The sequence below is a fragment of the Geobacillus sp. G4 genome, from assembly GCF_040327975.1.
Lineage (GTDB): Bacteria > Bacillota > Bacilli > Bacillales > Anoxybacillaceae > Geobacillus > Geobacillus thermoleovorans.
The window spans coordinates 214,831-236,119 of the sequence record NZ_JBEPJY010000005.1 but is presented as its reverse complement, the minus strand read 5'-3'; the positions used below and the strand labels follow the sequence as shown (position 1 = coordinate 236,119).

The window sequence follows — 21,289 nt, the reverse complement described above, 5'->3', positions numbered from 1 at the left end:
GCAGCTTCCTCTCGATTGGAAATCCGGGATGGCCGCTGCTTTGTTTGAGTATGCCCAAATTTATGGAAGGCGTATGTCTAATTTTGGATAATCAACACTCGTGTGATGGTGAAAGTGATTTTTAAAGTGAGAGCGCCGGATTACACACCGTTGGATGCCCGAATTACGATTCCGAACAGCTTGAACGGCTGGAACACAGGGGCCTGGGAGATGTCGCGCAATGGTGCGGTGACGCCCGATTGGCAATTTACCGTCGAGGTGCAGGAAGGGGAAACGATCACCTATAAGTATGTGAAAGGCGGATCGTGGGATCAAGAGGGGTTGGCCGACCATACGCGTGAGGACGACAACGATGATGACGTGAGCTACTACGGCTATGGGGCGATTGGCACCGATTTGAAAGTGACGGTTCACAATCAAGGAAACAATACGATGGTTGTGCAAGACCATATTTTGCGTTGGATCGATATGCCGGTCGTCATCGAAGAGGTGCAAAAACAAGGGAGTCAGGTGACGATCAAGGGCAATGCCATTAAAAACGGCGTTTTGACGATCAATGGCGAGCGGGTGCCGATTGATGGTCGGATGGCATTCTCGTACACGTTTGCGCCGGCCAGCCATCAAAAAGAAGTGTCGATTCATATCGAACCATCGGCCGAAAGCAAAACAACCATTTTCAACAACGACGGCGGAGCGATTGCGAAAAACACGAAAGATTATGTGCTGAATTTAGAAACGAAGCAATTGCGCCAAGGGAAGTTGACAACGCCGCCAAGCAACGGCGATTCTCCAGGAAGCGGTTGGCCGGGCAGCGAAACGCCGTCCCATGACGGAGGGACAACACCAGGCAACGGCACCTCTCCGGGCAACGGTGGTCCATCGGATGGCACATCCCCTGGGGGGAGCGTTCCGCCGGGCGGCACAGCTCCGCCGGGAAACGGAGCACCTCCATCAGCACCGCCGCAAAAACCGTCTCCATCGAAACCAAAAGAGAAACCGAGAAAGCCAACCACTCCTCCAGGCCAAGTGAAAAAAGTGTACTGGGATGGCGTGGAGCTGAAAAAAGGGCAAATCGGCCGCTTGACGGTGCAAAAGCCGATCAATCTATGGAAACGGACGAAGGATGGGCGCCTTGTGTTCGTCCGCATCTTACAGCCTGGGGAAGTGTACCGCGTCTACGGGTATGATGCGCGCTTCGGCGGGCAGTACTCAGTCGGCGGCGGGTATTACGTAACAGACATTGACACGCACATCCGCTACGAAACGCCGTCGAAGGAGAAGTTGAAGCTGGTGAATGGGGAGTAAACAAGAAAGCGAGGCTGTCCGAATCAATAGGGCAGCCTCGCTTTTTGCACGTTATTGTTCACTCGTGACCGTGACCGCCAACCCGTCCGCATCATAGGAAAGGGCAATCACAAGGCCGTCTTTGTGAAAGGCGAGTGCAGGCGGGTAGCCTTGGCCAGAATCGGACTGTTCATACTGGTTTCCAAATAGCGTGATGAGCTGTTGTTTCAGATTGTTGTAAATCGCTGTGAGCTGATCGTTTGTATACTCCTGGCCGGCATCGAACGAGTAGCCGTAGAAGGTAAGCTTTCCGTTCTCAAATCCATAGACGAGCAGCGCATGATATCCGAAAAGAGAAGTCGAATAGACCCAGGCTTGGCCGCCGTCGATCTTCTCTTGCAGGAGAAATGTTGCGGTTTCCAATTTCTTAACTTGGGAAGCGGACATGCCGAGCTTGACTCCGCGGAACAGCTGTTCCATTTTGACTTGATTGAGTTTTGCTTTGGACGGCGTTTCGTATTTTACCCGGGCATCGCGATCGACATAATATCCGCCTCCCAACCCTAACATGCCTGGTTTAAACGTGTAAATGCGGTACGTTCCGCCGACTTTTAACGTTTTGACGTAGACTTTTTTCTCGCCTTGCAATTTATAAAGCTCGGTATCTTTCAAAACAGTTAATTTGCCGATCTGTCCCTGCACCAATTCCATGCCATTCCACCAAACTTTTGCTTGCGCATCGTGGGCGTGAAATGGCGACAGAAGGATTCCAGCGCTTAGCGCTGAGATGGCTAGAAATTTTTGCATGATGTTCATAAAGTATGCTCCTCTCTCACGAAAATGGAAGAATAATACGATCCATTTTAACCTATATTTCTCTCTTTAGCCAGTCTGTTAGAAATCTTGTTTGACGAAATGTTGACCTTTGCACCGCCGAAGCGGCCTCTTTTTCGTTGAAATCATTCTTTTTTCTCTTTTCTTTTGATGAAAAGGCATCTATGATGAAAGAAAAAGAGAAAGGAAGGAGCGGGCGGAAGTGAGGAAATGGGTGCAGGCGGTGGCAATCGGAATGCTGTTGGCTGCGGCCGGATGGCTTTGGATGCCGAGTTCATCAATGGTCAAGGCGGAGGATTGCGGGGAGCTTGTCGGAACGGAAAAAGTGTGGTGGGACGGCGCTGAACTGAAGCCCGGACAAATCGGCCGGTTGACGGTGATGGCGCCGACAGAGCTATGGTTGTCGAACAAAGCAGTGAAGACGCTGCCAAGCGGTGCGGTGTATCGCGTGTACGCGCTAGGCGGCGGCTATTTTGGTGTCGGCCGAGGATATGGGATCAAGAACGATGCCCGCGTCCGCTATGAAACGCCGTCAAGAGAGAAGTTGGCCGCTGCTTTATGCGTGCAGCAGGCGAAGGCAAACATGGCGGATGTCACGATGAACGGGGTGGCGATCGGCGACTCGCGCGCCAAGGTCGAAGCGATGTACGGCACGGCGAAGCGCAAGACGAAAAACGCCTACGGCCTATATTGGGAGGCGTATGATCAAGGCGGTTACAAAAACTTTTTGATGGTGAGCTATGACCGTGATCGGGTGGCGGCGATGTACACGAACCAACCGATCGTCCAAACGAAAAAAGGAACGGGCATCGGAACGGCGAAAACGGTGGTGGAAGCGCGCTACGGCCGGCCGCTCGCCTTCATCCAAAAAAAGGATGCCGTCTACGACATTCAAAATGACGAATACGGGACCTATCTTGTCAACGGCCGCTACGTCACCTTCTTTTATGACCGGTACAACAACAACCGGGTGGATGGCGTGCTTGTCGTCAATCGGGCGCTCGAGGATGAAAAGCCCGGGTTTTACGGAACGACGACGGAGGAGCTGCGCACAGCGTATGAATATCAAATTTTTGATTTAGCAAACGCGGCGCGCCGCTTGCACGGGCTTCCGGCGCTCGCGTGGGATGCGAAGGCGGCGGCGGCGGCCCGTGAACATAGCGAAGATATGGCGGTCCATCACTACTTCTCTCATACGAACTTGCAAGGATTGTCGCCGTTTGACCGTCTGAAGCGCCATGGCATCGCTTATCGCGTGGCGGGCGAGAACATCGCCTACGGACAATACGATGCGATTTTTGTCCATGAAGCGTGGATGCACTCGCTCGGGCATCGGCAAAATCTTTTATACCCGGACTTTACCCGCCTCGGCGTTGGGGTGGCGTTCAATTCATTCCATCAACCCTACTACTCTCAAGAGTTTTATACTCCGTGACCGCGGATGATCCTTTCGCTTCTCAAGAGTGTCCCAGCAGTGCTGGGACATTTTTTTGACCAGATAAATGGGAAAAGATCCCCCTTTTTGTAGAAGTTTGTCGTATAATAGAATCGATGGCAACAAAATGATAGAAAGAGAGGAAAAGGGGACCAGTGAGAAAAGCGAAGAACATCATCCGCATTGGGGTCGGGGCGGTGTTGGCCGCATGGACGGCGCTGCAAGCGACAGAAGCGGATGCCGGGGCGAATGTCGTCTACTGGGAAGGCATGCGCCTTGTGCAGGGGCAAATTGGGAAATTGGAGATTGTGAAACCTATTAATCTATGGAAACGGGAAAACGGGGCGCTGACGTTTGTCCGCGTGTTGCAGCCTGGAGAACAGTACCGGGTGTATTCGTATGACGAGGCGTTTGGCGGCCAATACGGGGTTGGCGGTGGATATTACGTCACCAATATCAAAGGGCATGTTGTGTATAAAACGCCGTCGAGGGAGAAGCTGAAGCTTGTCAATCCGGGGAAGTATGGGGCAAGGCAGCTGGCGGTCGGCACAGTGGTAAAGGAAGTGTCGACGCGCATTGCCTCTGGGGTGGAAAAAGAGGAAATGGAAATCGTCGGCGCGCGCGGCAAGCAGCACGTGTACAAGCTTGACATCGATACGTCGAATGAGAGGCTGGCCATTGAGACGGCGCTGTCCAATGATCAAGTGCTTGGCATTGAACCGGTGCTTGAGCAGGCAAAACGGTACGATGGCCGCGACGGAATCGTGCTGGCGGCGGTGAACGGCGATTATTTCAAACAGGATGGTTCGCCGACCGATTTGATGGTGCACCGTGGGGAAATTGTGATGACGAATACGACGCCGGCGGCGGAACGGACGATTTTTGGCATCAGCGCTGATGGGAAGCCGATGATTGGAAACCCAGATGTTCAAATTGGCGTTCGAATTGGACAAGGAATCTCATACCCCGTCGATGGCATCAACAAGCCGCGGCGCGCTCATCAGTTGATTTTATACACCCCGTATTTCGCTGCCTCCACGAAAACGAACGCTCTTGGGACGGAAGTCGTGCTGACGAATGTACAAGGGGTGTTGAACGGGAATGGAACGATCACCGGAACGGTGAAGAAAGTTGTAGTCGGTCAAGGCAATGAACCGCTCCAGCCTGGAGAGCTCGTGTTGTCGGGCCATGGCCGGGCGAGTGACTATTTGCGGCAGGCGAAAGAAGGGGATGCGGTGGAAATTTCCCTTCAGTATGACCAGCCCGAATGGAGTGGGGTGAAAGAAGCGCTCGGCGGCCGATACCGGTTGGTGGCGGATGAAAAAGTGCAGTCGTTTTCGATTGAAGGAGTCCATCCGCGTACAGCCGTCGGCATTGACAAGAACGGAAATGTCATGCTCGTCGTTGTCGATGGCCGCCAGCCTGCCTATAGCCAAGGAATGACATTGAATGAGCTGGCCAAACTGATGCATGAGCTTGGCGCGGTCGATGCGATGACGCTCGATGGCGGTGGTTCTTCGACATTTGTCGTCCGCCAGCCAAACGGGCAGCTCAAAGTCGAAAACAAACCGTCTGATGGATTCGCACGGCCAGTGGCGAATGCGCTTCTTGTTGTGTACAAAGAGACGCAAGAGAACGGGGAAAGCGAAGAAGTGCTTGATGACTTTGAAACGGAGTCGAAGTGGAATGCATCGGGCGTCAACTATGTGGGGGCGGCGGTCGAACGGACGACAGAAAAGGTGAGAGAAGGAAAGCAGGCGCTGAAAATTTCATACGATTTCCGCGGGATGCCAGGGACATCCGGCGTCTATGCTAGTCGGGAGGAAGCGATTTGGATTTCGAAACGGCCGCAAGCGATTGGCATGTGGGTGTATGGAGACGGAAGCGGCCATTGGCTGCGCGCCCAGCTGCGGGATGGAAGCGGGCGCCGCATCTGGATCGATTTTGCCCGCCATGTCGATTGGATCGGTTGGAAATATGTGCAGGCCGCTGTGCCTAGCGATGTCGCGCTTCCGCTCATGCTGGAGATGCCGGTGCGTTATATGGAAACGGATATCGGGCGGAAAAACGCCGGAGCGATTTATATCGACGGCCTTCGCGCCATCTTCCGCTGATGCGCTCGCCTCCCCTGCTCGCCTAGAAGGATGGTGAATGAACAAGGGATGTTGCTCATCGATAGGGGTTCCGAAATCGAGAAAGTCCTTGCATGCTGTTCTTCTAGGCATTTGCATTTCTCTGAAAAGTATTGTATATATTATAAAATGGGCGGATAGGCAAACCACAAGGGAGGCAAAAGTTTGACGATGGACGAGCAAACGTTGTTGGAGCAGTTGCGGAAAAATCCGCCGAAGCTGGTCGGAGGATATAAAAAACAAGGATGGGCGATCAAAGTGTTGGAGCGAATCGCCAATCCGGATGTGGAAGACGAAGGAGACGGCCGGGTGACGGCCAAAGCGGTGCTGCGGGCGCAAGACGGCACGTATTACCCGGCTTTTTTGACGATTGACCTCCATCAACAAGGAAGAGTCGTCGGCGTCTATTTCATCGCCGAAAACAAGGAACAGTTCGATTTGATTCCGTTCGAATGGGCGAAAGAGTTTCTTGGCAAGCCCGAGCAGGACGTGATTCCGTTTCGCTACCGGACGCTGAGCAAAATCGACGGCGACAAACAGCAAACCCATTGGCCGGACTTTAGTTGATCAAGGCTGGCTCTGACAGTCAAAAAGGTGGCTGAAGAGTCGGCCTTATTTTATGCTTTGAAGGGCTTAAGTTCGATTTTTTTCAGAACATATTTTCATTTTGTGTCTTTTCCAGTAAAATTGAAATACATGTTTACTATTTTCATAGATAGCAGGTGAAAGTGTGAGGAGAAAACGGAGAAAAGCATTTTCCATCATCGGATGGCTGGCGGTGTTTTGGTTGTCGTTTTCGCTGTTGACTGTTCAGGCGGAAGCGGCCTCGTTCCCGAATGTGGAGAGGCTTGAACAGCATGCCGCCCAGCTTGAGCGGGCGATGAAAGCGGATCAATGGTCCAAGCCGTACCGTCTCTTGAACCAAGTCAAACGCGATTATGAGGCGGCGAAAAAAGAAGTGGCGCGCGTGCGTCCGCAAACGGCAAGGGCGCAGTTGGAAAAACGGATCGCGGCCGGAGAACAGACGATGAAAAAGGCTTCCGCCTACATCAGCGCTGTCGAAAGCGGGGAGCGATTGCGCGCCTTGACGGCCAACGTCGACCGGGCGCTGCGGATGGGGGATGTGGATGTCGTGTATGATTCCTATGCCCCGTTGCAATACCAAATTCGCAAAACGGCGATTCTCATTGGCCGCGTTCCGGGAGTGTCGCTTCGCGAAAAGATGGAAGGATGGTTTCAACGCCCGGCTTTGGCTGTCAAGCAGCGCGCGTATTATGCCATCAATATTATGCAAGCCATGGACAAGCTGCTTGATGCGTATGATGAAGGGGATATCGCGCGGGCGGAGCGGTTGCTGTCGCTTTGCGACCGGTGGCTGCCAAACGTGGTGGATGCGGCGACGCGCAAGCAGCTGGCGGTGTATATCGATGATTTTAAAGCGCCGGTTGTCTTAGATGTCGATATCGAATAAATCGGCGCATGTCGGGAGAGGAGAGACGGATATGAATGTGATTCAGCGATGGGCGGCGGCTCTTATGTTGCTTGCGGCTTCATTTTCGGTTTGGAGTCCGCCGGCGGAGGCGGCGGCTCCGGCGTCAACGAAGGTGCTCGAAGAAGTGCGGGAAATTGTCCGCCAGTATTATGTGGAACCGGTGAGCGATCAAGTGCTGAAGGCGAGCACCCCGCAAGATATTGTCAAACAGCTTGACCCGTATTCTGCCTATATGACAAAGGAAGAATACGAGGAATTTTTGAAGTGGATTGATATGGAGTCTGTCGGCATCGGCGTGATGGTTGAGGAAGATGAGGACGGCGTCCACATCATGTCTGTCTTGGACAATGGGCCAGCCGCCCGCGCCGGACTGCAGCCGGGCGATGTGATTCAGGCTGTTGACGGGCAGCCGGTAACGAATGAGACAATGGAAAAAGTATTGAGCCTGATCGCAGGAGAAGAAGGAACGACGGTGGCCGTAACCGTTTGGCGGCCGTCGACCGAGGAAACCGTCAGCGTCACCATCAAGCGGGAAAAAATCGACTGGCCGAACGTTGAGTTCAAACGGCTGGCAGGGAATATCGGCTATATTCAGCTATATAGTTTTGATGAGACAGCGCCCGGTGAGATCGAACGCGCCATCCGCTCGTTAAGCGGGGTGAAAGGGTGGATTTTTGACCTCCGCGACAATCCGGGGGGATATGTGGAAACGGCGCAGAAAATCGCCGGCTTTTTCCCGAATGTGAAACAGGCGTTTCAGTTGCGCGACCGTTCGAATCACCCAGAAGTGTATGCCGCTGTCAAACAGCCGGTGCAAATGACGGGACCGATCCGGCTGCTTGTCAACGCGTCGAGCGCGAGTGCGTCGGAAATGTTGGCGGCGGCGGTGAAGGAGCAAAAGGCGGCCGTTTTGTATGGGCAACGGACGTTTGGCAAAGGATCGATGCAGGAAATGTTTGAGCTGTCGGACGGCAGCATGTTGAAGTTGACCGTCGCCCACTTTTTCTCGCCAAAAGGGACGCCGATTCATAACGTTGGGGTGAAGCCGGATGTGCCGACGGTCGTTGGGAAAGAGCTGTATGCCGCTCACCGCGATTTGCTGATTGGGCAGCTGAAAGGGTATCAGTCGCTCGGCAAGCTGCGCAATGCGCCGGTCGATAAGACGTTTGTCGTCCGTTTCTCTCGTCCGCTCGCCAATACCGCGGTAAGCGGAGTAAAATTGTATCAATTAGGTGGACAGGAAGTAGCGGTGACGGCGCAAATCCGCCGGGGGACGGAGCTTTTGATCAAACCGGCAGCGAAGCTGGCCAAAGGGCAGAGCTATTTGTTGGTCATTCCGCCGGTGTTAAAAAGCAAAGACGGCGTAGCGATGAAAAAAGGCGCTTACATGGAGATTCAAACCGCTGCTTCTACGAAATAAGGCTCTCCCATCGAGATGCGTTGGATAGCCGTCTGCTCTTGATGGTGCAAAGTTCGGCTGCTTCGACTAAGGCGCGGCCGACAGCGGGAGCGCGGTCGTTTTGAACGGAACGATGCAAAGAAAGCTGGCCTCCATCGGTCGTTTGGCGACCATGGGGGCCAGCTTTTTGCAGGTTACTCGTCGCTTGACGGCGTTTCTTGCTTTTCGCTCTGTGCCGGGGAGGATGGGATTGTCACCTTCCAGGACGTCCAATCCGGTTCTGCTTTGTGCAGCAATTCCGGTGGGAAGAGGAACGTCCATGGTTTGCTGGTGTGAGCTTTCACTTCCAGATGGCAGGGAAATAATCCGCGGGCGACGATATCGCCAGCATGATCCCGCACTTCAAGCGGGATTTGTTCAAAATGGATATGTTTGTCGCTGCCGTTGCGAATGAGCAACGTGACGCCTAGTTCACCGGAAGGCAGCTGTTTCGCTTCAATGCCCATGAAGTTCACCTCTCCGGGAGCGGGAGGCGGAACCGAGTCAACGAGGGCTTGCAGATGTTGGCGCTGCTTGGCCGACAGCGCCTGCTCCCAGCTTTCCTCTAGGTCGAGCCGATGCCGCGGTGTCAGTTCAAAGGCGATCTTCCATCCATCTGCGGGCAACTGATCGACGAGCTTGTCCTCGGCGGCGAACAAAAACCGCCACGGGCGGGCCGTCATCGGCGGCAGTTCGCCGAAAGGGCTCATATCAAACTCTTTGCGGGCGATCGCCGTGCCATCCTCGTCAAGCAGCAACAGGCGGATTCGTTCAAAGCGAACCGGCTTCGGCAGCGTGTTGCGCAAAATGGCGACAGCGACAAACCCATCGTTGTATTCGACCAGCTTGACGCCGGAAATGGAAATTTGGTTTGGCTGAAGCGGCGGCAGCTGTTCGTGGTAAAAGCGATAGACGTACGTTTCTTCCGGAGACAGCTGCCAGTCCGGATGAAACGACAGCGTCGTTTTCGTTCCGACCTCCGGCTGTTTGACATGTTGCGCCGGCAGCTCGGCTTCCGGTTGCGTGCGTTGTTTTCGTCGGAAAATCATAGGGAACCTCCTTTACGAGGCGGCGTGCTGCGCCGCGGTTATGGTTTGTTCGCGGCGGCGGCCGCTTCGTCATCGATGACAAACTGGCTTTTCAAATAGTTCATGGCTGTCGTGCAAATGCCGGCGTCGATCGCTTGCTGCAGCGCGACGAATTCGCGGTAGGCGTCCATTTCAAAGGCGCGGTACGGATCCTCTTGGCCGTAGCTGCGCAAATGAATCCCCTCTTTTAATAAATTCAGTTGATTTAAGTGGCGAATCCAGTGGGCGTCGATTGTTTCGACCATCAAATGCTTAAGCCGCATGGTTTGTTCTTCGTCGCACGGAAGATCGGCGAGCGCCGCTTCAAGCGATTTGTATTCGTCCCAAACAAGCTGGGCGATTTCTTCTTTTTGCTTATGGCGAAGATCATCAATCGGATAGGCAAACCGGAAAAAGGCACGGCGCAGCTCGTTGTGCAGTCCTTCGATGTTCCACTCTTCAAAAAAGACGTTTTCCGGACAATAACGGTCGATCGTTTGCGTGATATGGCGATGGATGTGCCGAAGGAGCTCGGACAGCACCTCTGCTTGCTTCAGCGCCAAGACGCGATCGCGCATATGGTAGATGACTTTGCTTTGTTGGTCGATCACGGTGTCCAATTTCAATAAATGCAATCGCGCCGAATAATGGGCGTTTTCGATCGTTGTTTGCACTTTTTGGACGAACTTGATCGGGTCGGGCGACACGATGCGCCCGGTTTCATCCGTCTCGACTTTGCTTTTCCATTTTTTCAATTCATCTTGATCATACAAGCGGAATAAATCGTCGTCGAGCGAAATGATAAACTGGGAAGACCCCGGATCCCCTTGGCGTCCTGCCCGGCCGCGCAGCTGCATATCAATGCGATGGCTTTCATGGCGCTCTGTGCCAATGATGTGCAGCCCGCCCAGTTCCTTGACGCCTTCCCCAAGCAAAATATCGGTCCCGCGCCCGGCCATATTGGTGGCGATCATCACTTGCCCTTTTTGCCCGGCGGTCGCGATGATGCGCGCCTCTTCTTCCTCCGTTTTGGCATTGAGCAGGTGGTGAGGGATGCCTGCTTTCGAAAACGCTGCTGACAACCGTTCCGACTGAGCGACCGATGTCGTGCCGATGAGAACAGGGCGGCCGATGGCATTCATTTTTTTCACTTCGTCAATAATTTTCCGTACTTTCGCCTCGTACGTCTGGTAGACGAGGTCGTTCCAGTCGGTGCGTCGGGATGGCCGGTTTGTCGGAATCGTAATAACGCGCAGCCGGTACGTTTGCCAAAATTCTTCTTTCGACGGCGTAGCGCTGCCGGTCATCCCGGCCAGCTTCTCATACATGCGAAAATAGTTTTGGATCGTAATCGTTGCTTGGATGTCGTTTTCTTCGGTGATTTCCACACCTTCTTTCGCTTCAATCGCTTGATGCAGGCCGTCGCTGAACGAGCGTCCTTCCATCACCCGGCCGGTGAACGGGTCAACGATCATCACTTTGCCGTTTTTGACGATGTAATCGACATCCCGCCGCATGATAAACCAAGCGCGCAGCGACTGCATCGCATGATGGAGCAGCACGTGATGCTCCCAGTCGTATAGGTTATCGATGCCAAACGCCCGCTCGATTTTTTGCGCCCCTTCTTCGGTGAGGAAAATTTGTTTCGTCTCCGGAGACCGTTCATACTCTTTTCCTTCTTCGAAGGTGCGGACGATGCGTGCCATAATCGGGAACAATTCGGCTCCGATTCCCGATTTATTGGCGATGATGAGCGGGGTGCGCGCTTCGTCGATTAAAATGCTGTCGATTTCATCGATGATGGCGTAATACAGCGGGCGCTGCACTTTATCTTCGAGGCGGTACACCATGTTGTCGCGCAAATAATCAAAGCCGAACTCGGTGCCGGTGCCGTACGTGATGTCGGCCGCGTACGCTTCTTTTTTCTCGCTGGCCGTCATTTGCGACACATTCAGGCCGACGGTTAAGCCGAGAAAGCGGAACACACGGCCCATTTGTTCGCAGTCCCGGCGCGCCAAATATTCGTTGGCCGTAATAATGTGGACGCCTTTTCCAAGGAGGGCGTGCAAGTAGCTTGGCAAAGTGGCCGCCAACGTCTTTCCTTCCCCGGTCTGCATTTCAGCGATGTTTCCTTCATGCATCGCCAATCCGCCCATCAGTTGCACGTCGTAATGGCGCAGACCGAGCACGCGCCGCGCTGCCTCCCGGACGACGGCAAACGCCTCGGTTTTTATGTCATCGAGCGTCTCACCGCGTTCGAGCCGTTCTTTGAAGGCAACCGTTTTTTGGCGCAGTTGTTCATCGCTCAGCGAAGAAATGGTTGGTTCCCATTCATTGATTTGCGCCGCCAGCTTGGCAAGACGCTGCACTTCTCGCGCGCTTTCGTCAAATAGTTGCTTTACTTTTGCAAACATATGTCCATTCCTCTCCTAAACAGGCGTGATTCACATCAAGTGCTCTAAAACCTAATTATAGCACAAGATGTTTCCTGTGGAGGGAGGATGTAAAATGTGGAATCGTTCGCCGGATTGGCGCTCGAGCTTCTCGCGGCAAGGGAAAAAGAAATTTTCCATCCTTGGGGACAAAAAAGGGGTGTAAAAAAAGATTGATTTACTCATCGTATATGGTAACATAAAGATGATGTGTGTTTCCGCGATTTTATAAGGCCAAGGTGATTGCACATGAATATGGAAGCATTTGCCGCATGTTTGGCTTCGTTTATTACAGTATTGGTCATCACCCCGTTCGTGATCAAGCTCGCCATCAAAATTGGGGCGGTCGATCGGCCGAACGGGAGAAAAGTGCATACAAAAGTCATGCCAAGGCTTGGCGGATTGGCCATTTTTATCGGTGTCGCCGTCGGCTATTTTGTCGGCGGGGTGTATAAAGAGCAAGTGACGGGGATGACGGTCGGCGCCATCATCATCGTGCTCGTCGGGATGCTCGACGATTTGTACGAGCTGTCGCCAAAAGTGAAGCTGGCCGGCCAGCTGCTGGCGGCGTTCGTCGTTGTCGCTTCCGGGCTGAAGGTCGATCTTTTGACTGTCCCGTTTGTCGGCACGTTTGAGTTGGGGCTGTGGAGCTACCCGATCACCATATTTTGGATTATCGCGATTACGAACGCCATCAACTTGATCGACGGGTTGGACGGATTGTCCGCAGGCATTTCCGCCATTGGAATTGCGGCCATTGCCGTCATGGCGGGCATGGCGGGCAAAATGCTCATTTTCACGCTCTGCTTGATCATCTTGGGCAGCGTCATCGCTTTCTTGTTTTACAACTTCCACCCGGCGAAAATTTTCATGGGGGATACCGGCGCGTTGTTTTTAGGTTATGCCATTTCCGTCCTGTCGGTGCTAGGGCTTTACAAAAGCGTGACGCTCTTCAGCTTCGTCGTTCCGGTGATCATTTTGGGCGTGCCGATTTTCGATACGACATTTGCCATTATTCGCCGCATTGTGAATAAAAGGCCGATCTCGGCGCCGGATAAGTCGCATCTTCATCATCGACTGCTGGCTCTCGGCTTTTCGCATCGCAACACGGTCTTGCTCATTTATGCGTTTGGCCTGATGTTTGCCATCAGCGCGATTTTGTTCTCCGCCTCGACGTTATGGCAGTCCATTCTCATCGTCTTTGCCTTGATCGTCTTCGGGGAACTGCTTGCTGAACTGATCGGCTTGGTCAATGATCAGTACAAGCCGTTTATGACCTTTATTCGCAAGCTGCTTCGGGGAAGCCGAAAAGTATACGGAAATGACCGATAAATAGCAAATGGGCCGTTTGTGTCATGAAAGGGACAAACGGCTTTTTTCAGGAATTACCCTTCTTTGGAAAATTATACCCTTCTTTTTCGTTGTTTATGCAGCTTCTGCCGTTCCTTCGCTGATTTTTTTTGCGGCAAGGCCAAGATTGCCACAAAACTGTCATTATATATTGACGCAAATGTGATAAACTAAACATGTTTATTCTATATATTTTTTGGATTTGGAGGAACTTGCGATGAACGTGCCAATGTTGGATTTAAGCGAACAGTATGAACAATTGAAGCCGGAGATCATGCGCGTATTGGATGAAGTGATGCGCTCCTCTCGCTTTATTTTAGGAGATTATGTCAAAAAGCTAGAAGCAGATATTGCTGCCTACAGCCGGGCGAAACACGGAATCGGCTGCGGCAACGGAAGCGATGCGATACATATTGCTTTGCAAGCGGCCGGCGTCGGGCCGGGCGATGAAGTCATCACAACGGCGTTCACCTTTTTCGCGACGGCAGGATCGATTGCGCGGGCCGGCGCCAAACCGGTGTTTGTCGATATCGATCCGGTGACGTTCAACATCGATCCGGCGCAAATTGAAGCGGCGGTGACGGAGAAAACGAAAGCCATCATCCCGGTGCATTTGTACGGGCAAATGGCGGATATGGAGGCGATCGCCGCGATTGCCAAGCGGCATGGATTGGTTGTCATCGAGGACGCCGCCCAGGCGATCGGCGCGAAATACAACGGGAAATGCGTCGGCGAGCTTGGGACGGCGGCGACGTACAGTTTCTTCCCGACGAAAAACTTGGGCGCCTACGGGGATGGCGGCATGATCATTACGAACGATGACGAACTGGCGGAAAAATGCCGGGTCATCCGCGTTCATGGCAGCAAGCCGAAATATTACCATCATGTACTTGGCTACAACAGCCGCCTCGATGAGATGCAAGCGGCGATTTTAAGCGTCAAATTCCCGCATCTGGATCGGTGGACGGAACAGCGGCGCAAGCATGCGGCGACGTATACGCGCCTGCTCGAGGAGGCGGTCGGCGACCTTGTTGTGACGCCGAAAGAAGTCGATGGGCGCTATCATGTGTTCCATCAATACACGATTCGAGCGCCGAAGCGAGACGAGCTGCAAGCGTTTTTGAAAGAACAAGGGATCGCGACGATGGTGTACTATCCGCTGCCGCTGCATTTGCAACCGGTGTTTGCTTCGCTCGGGTATAAGGAAGGGCAGTTGCCGGAGGCGGAAAAAGCGGCGAAAGAAGCGCTGTCGCTGCCGATGTTCCCAGAGCTGAAAGAGGAGCAGCAACAGTACGTCGTGGAGAAAATTGCGGAATTTTACCGTCATTCCGCTTGATCGTCCAACCGGCCAAAGGAGACGTCACTTGCGCACAGCAATGGCGTTTTCTTTGGCGTTGGATCATTTGTTTTGTTCACAACACTTTGTTATTTTATGATAAGGGATGGTGGCCGGATTGACGGCGGAAAAACGACCGTTTGTGCTATACGAATATTTGCGCTTTTTTTGGCAGCGAAAATGGTGGTTTCTTCTCGTTCCGCTTGCAACGATCGTTTTGACCGTCATCGCAGGGCGGTTTTTGCTGCAGGGGGAGAAGTATACGGGGAAAGCTGTCGTGTTTACCGGATCGATTGACGTAAAAGAGTTGACGGATCCGAAAAATATAGAAGCGAAGTTTCCTGAGGTGAAAAACTTGGATGTCGTCGTTCCTGAGGAACAGTACGTGCAAATCACTGTCAAAGGCGACGATGAACAAGACGTGAGTCGAGAATTGAAGCTTGTTGTGTCGGAATACAGTCAGGAGCTCAAGCGCCATTCGCAAGAGCGGATTGATGTCACCACGAAATACTTGCATGCGCTGGAAGAACGGGAGCGCGCATTGCAGCAAAAAGTCGATTATTATAGCGAACAAATACAGTCGGGCCGCTTGAATCCAGAACAGCTCAATGACATCAGCGACTTGTTGGTCGAGTCGGAAAACAACTTGACCGAAGTGATGGAGCGCGTCAATCGCATCCGCGGCAATCTTGTCTTTTACGAAAAACCGGCCGTGTTGTCGGAAACGGTGGCGAAATCGAAAACGTATACGGGGCAGCTGATGGCCGTCGGCCTTGTCCTCGGCCTGTTTTTGACGGTCGTTTGGCTCGTGCTTTGGAAGTATATATTGGACGCGAGGAGGTACTATTCTTCATGATCCGTTTTGCCATTGTCGGCATGGGGCATATCGCCAAAAAACATATCGATGCCATTGAAAAGGCGGACGGCGCCGAGCTGGCGGCAGTGTGCGACACGAATCCGGAACGTTTGCGCGACGTGTCGGACGTTCCTGTTTACACTGATATGGAGACGATGTTGAAGGAGAACGAACAGATCGATGTCGTCAACATTTGTGTTCCGTCTGGATTGCACGCGCGGCTGGCCAAGCTGGCGGCCCGCTATCGCCGTCATATCATTGTGGAAAAGCCGATGGCGCTCCGTGTGAGCGACGCCGAAGAGATGATCCGCGCGGCGAAAGAATACGACGTGAAGCTCGCGGTCGTTCATCCGAACCGCTTTCGTCCGGCTATTCGGAAGCTGAAAGAGGCGATGGAGCGCGGGATGTTCGGAAAACTGAGCCATGCGAACGCCACGGTGCGCTGGAATCGAAATCAAGCCTATTATGACCAGGCGGCGTGGCGGGGGACGAAAGAGTTTGACGGCGGCGTCCTGATGAATCAAGCCATTCACAATTTGGATTTGCTGCTTTGGCTGATGGGGCCGGTCAAGGCGGTGCAAGCGATGGCGGCGACCCGTCTGCGCAAGATTGAGACGGAAGATGTCGCGGCGGCGGTCGTCGAGTTTGAAAGCGGGGCGCTTGGCGTCATTGAGGCAGCGACGACGATTTATCCGCAAAACTTGGAGGAATCGATCGCCATTTTCGGCGAAACGGCATCAGTGAAAATCGGCGGCCGGACGGCCAACTTTATCGAAACGTGGGAAGCGGAAGGCGTCAGCGAGGAAGAACGGGCAAAGCTCATCGATGAGATCAACGCCGACCCGTTTGGCAAGCCGGGGCACCAATGGATCATTGAAGATATGGTGCAAGCGATTCGCGAAAACCGCGAGCCGATCGTCACTGGTTGGGACGGATTGGCTCCTGTTCGGCTGATCGAAGCGATTTTGCGTTCGGCGGAAACGGGGACAAGAGTGCAACTATCTGAGTAGAAAGGAATGAGAGGAATGAACTACGCGGAACGGCTGTTGCAAAAGTTTGAGAAACGCGACGCGGTCATCGGCGTGGTCGGGCTTGGCTACGTCGGGCTGCCGCTGGCAGTCGAAAAAGCAAAAGCAGGGTTTCATGTCATTGGCTTTGACATCCAACAAAGCCGCGTCGATCAAGTGAACAATGGGATCAACTACATCGGCGATGTCGTCGATGAAGATTTGCATGAGATGGTCAAACAAGGGCGGCTTGTGGCGACGACCGATTACGCCCGGATCGCGGAAGTCGATGCCGTGGCGATCGCGGTGCCGACCCCGCTCGATGCGCATCACCAGCCGGATACGTCCTACGTTGAAAACTCGGCAAACGAAGTCGCCAAATACGCCCATGAAGGGATGCTTGTCGTTTTGGAATCGACCACCTATCCAGGCACGACGGAAGAAATCGTGAAACCGGCGCTGGAGAAAAAGGGGCTCGTCGTCGGGGAAACGGTGTTCGTTGCCTATTCGCCGGAGCGGGTTGACCCGGGCAACAAGCAGTTTAAGACGAAAAATACGCCGAAAGTCGTCGGCGGCGTGACAAAGACGTGCACGAAAGTGGCAGCGGCCATGTATCGAGCTGTGCTTGAAGGCGATGTGCACGAAGTGTCGAGTCCGGCGGTGGCGGAAATGGAGAAAATTTTTGAAAACACGTTTCGCCATATCAACATTGCGTTAGCGAACGAAATGGCCATTTTGTGCGAACGGATGGGCATTGATGTCTGGGAAGTCATCGATGCAGCGAAAACGAAGCCGTACGGATTTATGGCGTTTTATCCGGGGCCGGGGCTTGGCGGCCATTGCATTCCAATCGACCCGTTTTATTTGACATGGAAGGCGCGCGAATACAACTACCATACGCGCTTGATCGAGCTGGCCGGAGAAATCAACAACGCAATGCCGGAATATGTCGTCAACCGCGCGATGCTCATTTTGAACGAAGAAGGGAAGGCGCTGCGCGGTTCGAAAGTGACGGTGCTCGGCGTCGCCTACAAAAAAGACATTGATGATGTGCGCGAATCGCCAGTGTTGAAAATCGTCGAGCTGCTCGAGCAATACGGAGCGGAATTTGCGGTCGTCGACCCGTATGTTCCGTCGTTCCGGGCGTGCAACCGGGTGATTGAGACGGTCGAGCTGACGCCGGAACTGCTTGCACAGTCAGATCTTGTCTTGATTACGACGGATCATTCCAACATCGACTATGAAATGGTCGCTCGTCACAGCCGGGTCGTGTTTGACACACGCAATGCTATGAAAGATGTGTCGAAACCGGCAAAATACGTCAAATTGTAAGCGAAGGAGACGAAACCATGAACGTTGTCGATCCCTCTGTTGTTTGCGGTGAACGTGTCGAAATGGGCCATTTCACTGTCATCGAGGCGAATGTAAAAATCGGAAACGACGTTAAAATCGGACATCGCGTCACGATTCACGAAGGAACCGTCATCGGCGACGGCGTGACGATCGCCGACGGAGCGGTGCTCGGCAAACCGCCGAAGCCGGCGAAAACGAGCACCGTCAAGCTGTCGGGCGAGCTGCCGCCGCTTGTCATCGGCGACCATTGCACGATCGGCGCCAACGCCGTCATCTATCGAGGCGCGACGATCGGCGCCTACACATTGATCGCTGATTTGGCGAGCGTGCGCGAAAACGTGCACATCGGCCAATATGTGATCGTCGGGCGCGGGGTGTGCGTCGAAAACCACGTCCAAATCGGCGATCGGACGAAAATCCAGTCAAACTCCTACATCACGGCCTACACGACGCTCGAAGACCATGTGTTCATCGCCCCGTGCGTCACGACGACCAATGACAACTACATGGGGCGGACGGAAGAACGGTTCGCCAAAATCAAAGGGGCGACCGTCAAGCGCGGGGCGCGCGTCGGAGGCGGAGCGATTTTGCTGCCGGGCGTGAGGGTGGCGGAAGAGACGTTTGTCGCCGCTGGGGCGCTCGTCACAAAAGATACGGAACCGAGGACGGTCGTGAAAGGATTCCCGGCGCGCTTCAGCAAAATGGTCGACGAGCGGGAGTTGTTATAAATTGTTCTCGGCATTCAAGCGTTTAGGAGCGGATTCGCTCCTTTACGCGTTTATGAACGTCGGCACGAAGCTGATTGCCTTTTTGATGCTGCCGATTTATACAAGCTATTTGTCAAAGGCGCAGTACGGGGCGGTCTACTTGATCGACCAATGGACGTCGATGCTGACATTTCTCGTCATTTTCGGTACGGATTCGGCGCTCTCTTTTTACTATTACGACACGGACGACAAAGAGAAGCGCCTTTTGTATGTGCGCAACGTCATGTACTTCCGGCTGTTTGTCGTCGCCATCTTATTTTTGGCTGTCGTTTTGGCCGGTCCGTGGATCGCAGGCGCGCTGTTTCAAGAACCTCGCTATGTCGATTTGCTGTACATCAGTATCGCGACGTTGCTGCTCGATACGATTTTCGTCATGGCGACGACGGTGCTGCGGTTTGAATTTCAGACGAAAAAAGTCGTGATTTGGACGCTCGTGAAAATGCTGCTTGTCTCTGTGCTGTCGTATGCGGCGCTCCGGTGGTTCGCGGCGACGCCGGAAGGGCTGCTCATCGGCCGGCTCGTCAGCAGCGCGCTCGTGTTTTTGTTGATGCTGCATTTGACCGTAAAGTATATGGTGTGGCGCGTGCGCTTTGACGTGTTAAAGGAGCTGCTTGCCTACGCCGCCCCGCTCGTGCCGACTTCGCTCGCCTTTTGGGTGATCGCCAACGTCAGCACGTTTTTCATCCAACGGTTTGCGTCGTTGGAGGAAGTCGGGGTGTTTGGGGTTGCCTTGCGTCTCGCGACCGTGATCACGCTCATCACGAGCGGCGTGCAGATGGCGTGGCGTCCGTATTCGATGTCGATGAAAGACCGGCCGGAAAGCCGTGCGCTGTTTGCGAAAGTGTATATGGCGCTTTTGCTCATTGGAGCGTTTGGGCTGCTTTTGATCGCCACGGCGAGCCCGTGGCTTGTGGAAACCTTTTTCAAACCGGAATATCGCGATGCAGCGTCCTATATCCCGTTTTTATCGGCCGTCACGTTTTTGAACTTTTATTATCTGATTGTTTCCACCGGCTTGTTTTTGACAAAGGAAACCGGCTATATTTCACGGGTGTTCACGCTAGCGGCGCTTCTTCATCTTGCGTTGAACGCCGTTTTGGTGCCGCTTTGGCTCAGCTGGGGGGCGGTCGCGGCCAGCCTCATTACGTATATTGTCGCTGTGGCTTTCATTTTTCGCAAAAGCCAGCAAGTGTATCCTGTGCCAGTGTCATGGAAAAAGATGGCTTTGGTTTTGGTCGGCACATTGCTCGCCCTCATCGTCATCGTCTACGTTCAGCAGGCGCCGCTTGCTGACGGCTGGGTGCTCGCTGGTTGGGGCTTGTTTGCCGCCACGCTCTTTGCCAGCCGGGTTGATCGTGATTTGCGCCGTCCGGTGCGCACGATCGAGGATGAAAATGCGCAAAATACTTGATAACCGCTCATCTGATCTAGGAGGTGTTTCGGATGAAAATCGCCACCGTGTTAGGCGCCAGACCGCAGTTTATCAAGGCTGCCCCCGTCTCGCGCGTCTTGCGAAAACAATATACCGAAGTGCTGATCCATACCGGGCAGCACTATGACCCGAATATGTCGGCCATTTTTTTTGAGGAGTTGAATATTCCGACGCCTGACTACTATCTTGGGGTGGGTTCAGGCAGCCATGGAAAGCAAACGGGCGAAATGCTGATGAAAATTGAAGAAATTGTCATGCAAGAAAAACCGGATTATGTGCTCGTCTATGGCGATACGAACTCGACGCTCGCCGGCGCGTTGGTCGCTTCGAAGTTGCACATTCCGGTCATCCACGTCGAAGCCGGGCTGCGCAGCTTCAACAAGCAGATGCCGGAAGAAATCAACCGCATCATGACCGATCATGTCTCCGAGCTCTTATTTTGTCCAACGGAGACGGCCGTGGAAAATTTACGAAAAGAAAATATTACGCGAAACGTCTGGAATGTCGGCGACGTCATGTATGACGCCATTTTGTACAACAAGGAGCTCGCACAGCGCCAATCGACGATTTTGGCTGATTTGTCGCTGGCGGAACAATCCTACTACTTGATTACCATTCACCGAGCGGAAAATACCGATGACCCCGACAAATTGAAAGCCATTTTGGCTGCTTTTGCGGACATCGACGGGACGAAAGTGTGGCCGATTCATCCGCGGACGCGGCATAAGCTTGAAGAGTACGGCTTGGACGCTTCGGCGATTCCAGGGCTTCGGCTGATCGATCCGGTCGGTTATTTGGACATGCTTCGGCTAGAGAGCGGCGCGAAAAAAATCATCACCGATTCAGGCGGCGTGCAAAAGGAGGCGTATTTCTTGCGCGTGCCTTGCGTGACGGTGCGCGAACAAACCGAATGGGTGGAAACGCTCAAAGGCGGGGCGAACATCTTAACCGGCACGGACCGCGAGAAGATCGTCGCGGCGGTCCACAAGGAAGTCGCCCCTGTTTATGCGGACGTCTTTGGCGATGGGCATGCGGCGGAGAAAATCGTGGCGGCGATCGGACAGCGATAAGGGT

Annotated in this window: 16 protein-coding genes and 1 pseudogene; 14 read left to right on the top strand and 3 right to left on the bottom strand. The window is 53.5% G+C overall.

What is annotated here, in order from left to right; all coding sequences use genetic code 11:
* Positions 1-102: 102 nt before the first annotated feature.
* Positions 103-1,305, top strand: a pseudogene (locus ABS784_RS08720) (CBM20 domain-containing protein); the annotation flags it as partial.
* Positions 1,306-1,356: 51 nt separating this feature from the next.
* On the opposite strand, the gene ABS784_RS08715 reads toward ABS784_RS08720, so the two are convergent.
* The gene (locus ABS784_RS08715) at positions 1,357-2,100 is read right to left on the bottom strand and encodes a hypothetical protein (RefSeq protein WP_352512162.1); all 744 of its coding nucleotides are present in this window, start codon (positions 2,098-2,100) and stop codon (positions 1,357-1,359) included.
* Positions 2,101-2,320: 220 nt separating this feature from the next.
* Between ABS784_RS08715 and ABS784_RS08710 the strand changes: the two genes are divergently transcribed.
* From ABS784_RS08710 to ABS784_RS08690, 5 genes are all read left to right on the top strand, one after another.
* Positions 2,321-3,553, top strand: coding sequence for a CAP domain-containing protein (locus ABS784_RS08710; RefSeq protein WP_352512160.1), 1,233 nt, complete (start codon positions 2,321-2,323; stop codon positions 3,551-3,553).
* 155 nt (positions 3,554-3,708) lie between these two features.
* Complete coding sequence (locus tag ABS784_RS08705) at positions 3,709-5,667, top strand: phosphodiester glycosidase family protein (protein ID WP_352512158.1); 1,959 nt, start codon at positions 3,709-3,711, stop codon at positions 5,665-5,667.
* A gap of 183 nt (positions 5,668-5,850) precedes the next feature.
* On the top strand, positions 5,851-6,252 hold the full coding sequence (locus ABS784_RS08700; RefSeq protein WP_131872578.1) for a hypothetical protein: 402 nt from the start codon (positions 5,851-5,853) through the stop codon (positions 6,250-6,252).
* A 163-nt stretch (positions 6,253-6,415) separates the two neighbouring features.
* The gene (locus tag ABS784_RS08695; protein ID WP_021321955.1) at positions 6,416-7,156 is read left to right on the top strand and encodes a hypothetical protein; all 741 of its coding nucleotides are present in this window, start codon (positions 6,416-6,418) and stop codon (positions 7,154-7,156) included.
* A gap of 31 nt (positions 7,157-7,187) precedes the next feature.
* The gene (locus tag ABS784_RS08690) at positions 7,188-8,597 is read left to right on the top strand and encodes a S41 family peptidase (protein WP_318538467.1); all 1,410 of its coding nucleotides are present in this window, start codon (positions 7,188-7,190) and stop codon (positions 8,595-8,597) included.
* Between the two features lie 173 nt (positions 8,598-8,770).
* On the opposite strand, the gene ABS784_RS08685 is transcribed toward ABS784_RS08690, so the two are convergent.
* Positions 8,771-9,664, bottom strand: coding sequence for an accessory Sec system S-layer assembly protein (locus ABS784_RS08685; RefSeq protein WP_062898970.1), 894 nt, complete (start codon positions 9,662-9,664; stop codon positions 8,771-8,773).
* Positions 9,665-9,702: 38 nt separating this feature from the next.
* Positions 9,703-12,096: an accessory Sec system translocase SecA2 gene (secA2, locus tag ABS784_RS08680; RefSeq protein ID WP_352512155.1), complete on the bottom strand. Its 2,394-nt coding sequence runs from the start codon at positions 12,094-12,096 to the stop codon at positions 9,703-9,705.
* Between the two features lie 267 nt (positions 12,097-12,363).
* On the opposite strand from secA2, the gene ABS784_RS08675 reads away from it, so the two are divergent.
* The 8 genes from ABS784_RS08675 (at position 12,364) to wecB (ending at position 21,285) form a co-directional block, all read left to right on the top strand.
* Positions 12,364-13,446: a glycosyltransferase family 4 protein gene (locus tag ABS784_RS08675; protein WP_020278877.1), complete on the top strand. Its 1,083-nt coding sequence runs from the start codon at positions 12,364-12,366 to the stop codon at positions 13,444-13,446.
* Between the two features lie 235 nt (positions 13,447-13,681).
* Positions 13,682-14,800 carry a DegT/DnrJ/EryC1/StrS family aminotransferase gene (locus ABS784_RS08670; RefSeq protein ID WP_021321960.1) on the top strand — a complete coding sequence of 373 codons (1,119 nt, stop codon included), beginning with the start codon at positions 13,682-13,684 and terminating at the stop codon, positions 14,798-14,800.
* A 118-nt stretch (positions 14,801-14,918) separates the two neighbouring features.
* Positions 14,919-15,656: a GumC domain-containing protein gene (locus ABS784_RS08665; RefSeq protein ID WP_031206184.1), complete on the top strand. Its 738-nt coding sequence runs from the start codon at positions 14,919-14,921 to the stop codon at positions 15,654-15,656.
* Entirely contained in the window at positions 15,653-16,666 is a 1,014-nt protein-coding gene (locus ABS784_RS08660; RefSeq protein WP_011232636.1) for a Gfo/Idh/MocA family protein, read from the top strand. Before ABS784_RS08665 ends, ABS784_RS08660 begins: the two co-directional genes overlap by 4 nt.
* Before the next feature lie 15 nt (positions 16,667-16,681).
* A complete protein-coding gene (locus ABS784_RS08655; RefSeq protein ID WP_020278880.1) occupies positions 16,682-17,995 on the top strand; it encodes a nucleotide sugar dehydrogenase in 1,314 nt (437 codons plus the stop codon).
* A 17-nt stretch (positions 17,996-18,012) separates the two neighbouring features.
* On the top strand, positions 18,013-18,744 hold the full coding sequence (locus tag ABS784_RS08650) for an N-acetyltransferase (protein WP_352512152.1): 732 nt from the start codon (positions 18,013-18,015) through the stop codon (positions 18,742-18,744).
* A 1-nt stretch (position 18,745) separates the two neighbouring features.
* On the top strand, positions 18,746-20,194 hold the full coding sequence (locus ABS784_RS08645) for a lipopolysaccharide biosynthesis protein (protein ID WP_021321963.1): 1,449 nt from the start codon (positions 18,746-18,748) through the stop codon (positions 20,192-20,194).
* Positions 20,195-20,226: 32 nt separating this feature from the next.
* Positions 20,227-21,285, top strand: a complete 1,059-nt coding sequence (gene wecB, locus ABS784_RS08640; protein WP_011232632.1) for a non-hydrolyzing UDP-N-acetylglucosamine 2-epimerase — start codon at positions 20,227-20,229, stop codon at positions 21,283-21,285.
* Positions 21,286-21,289: the final 4 nt, after the last annotated feature.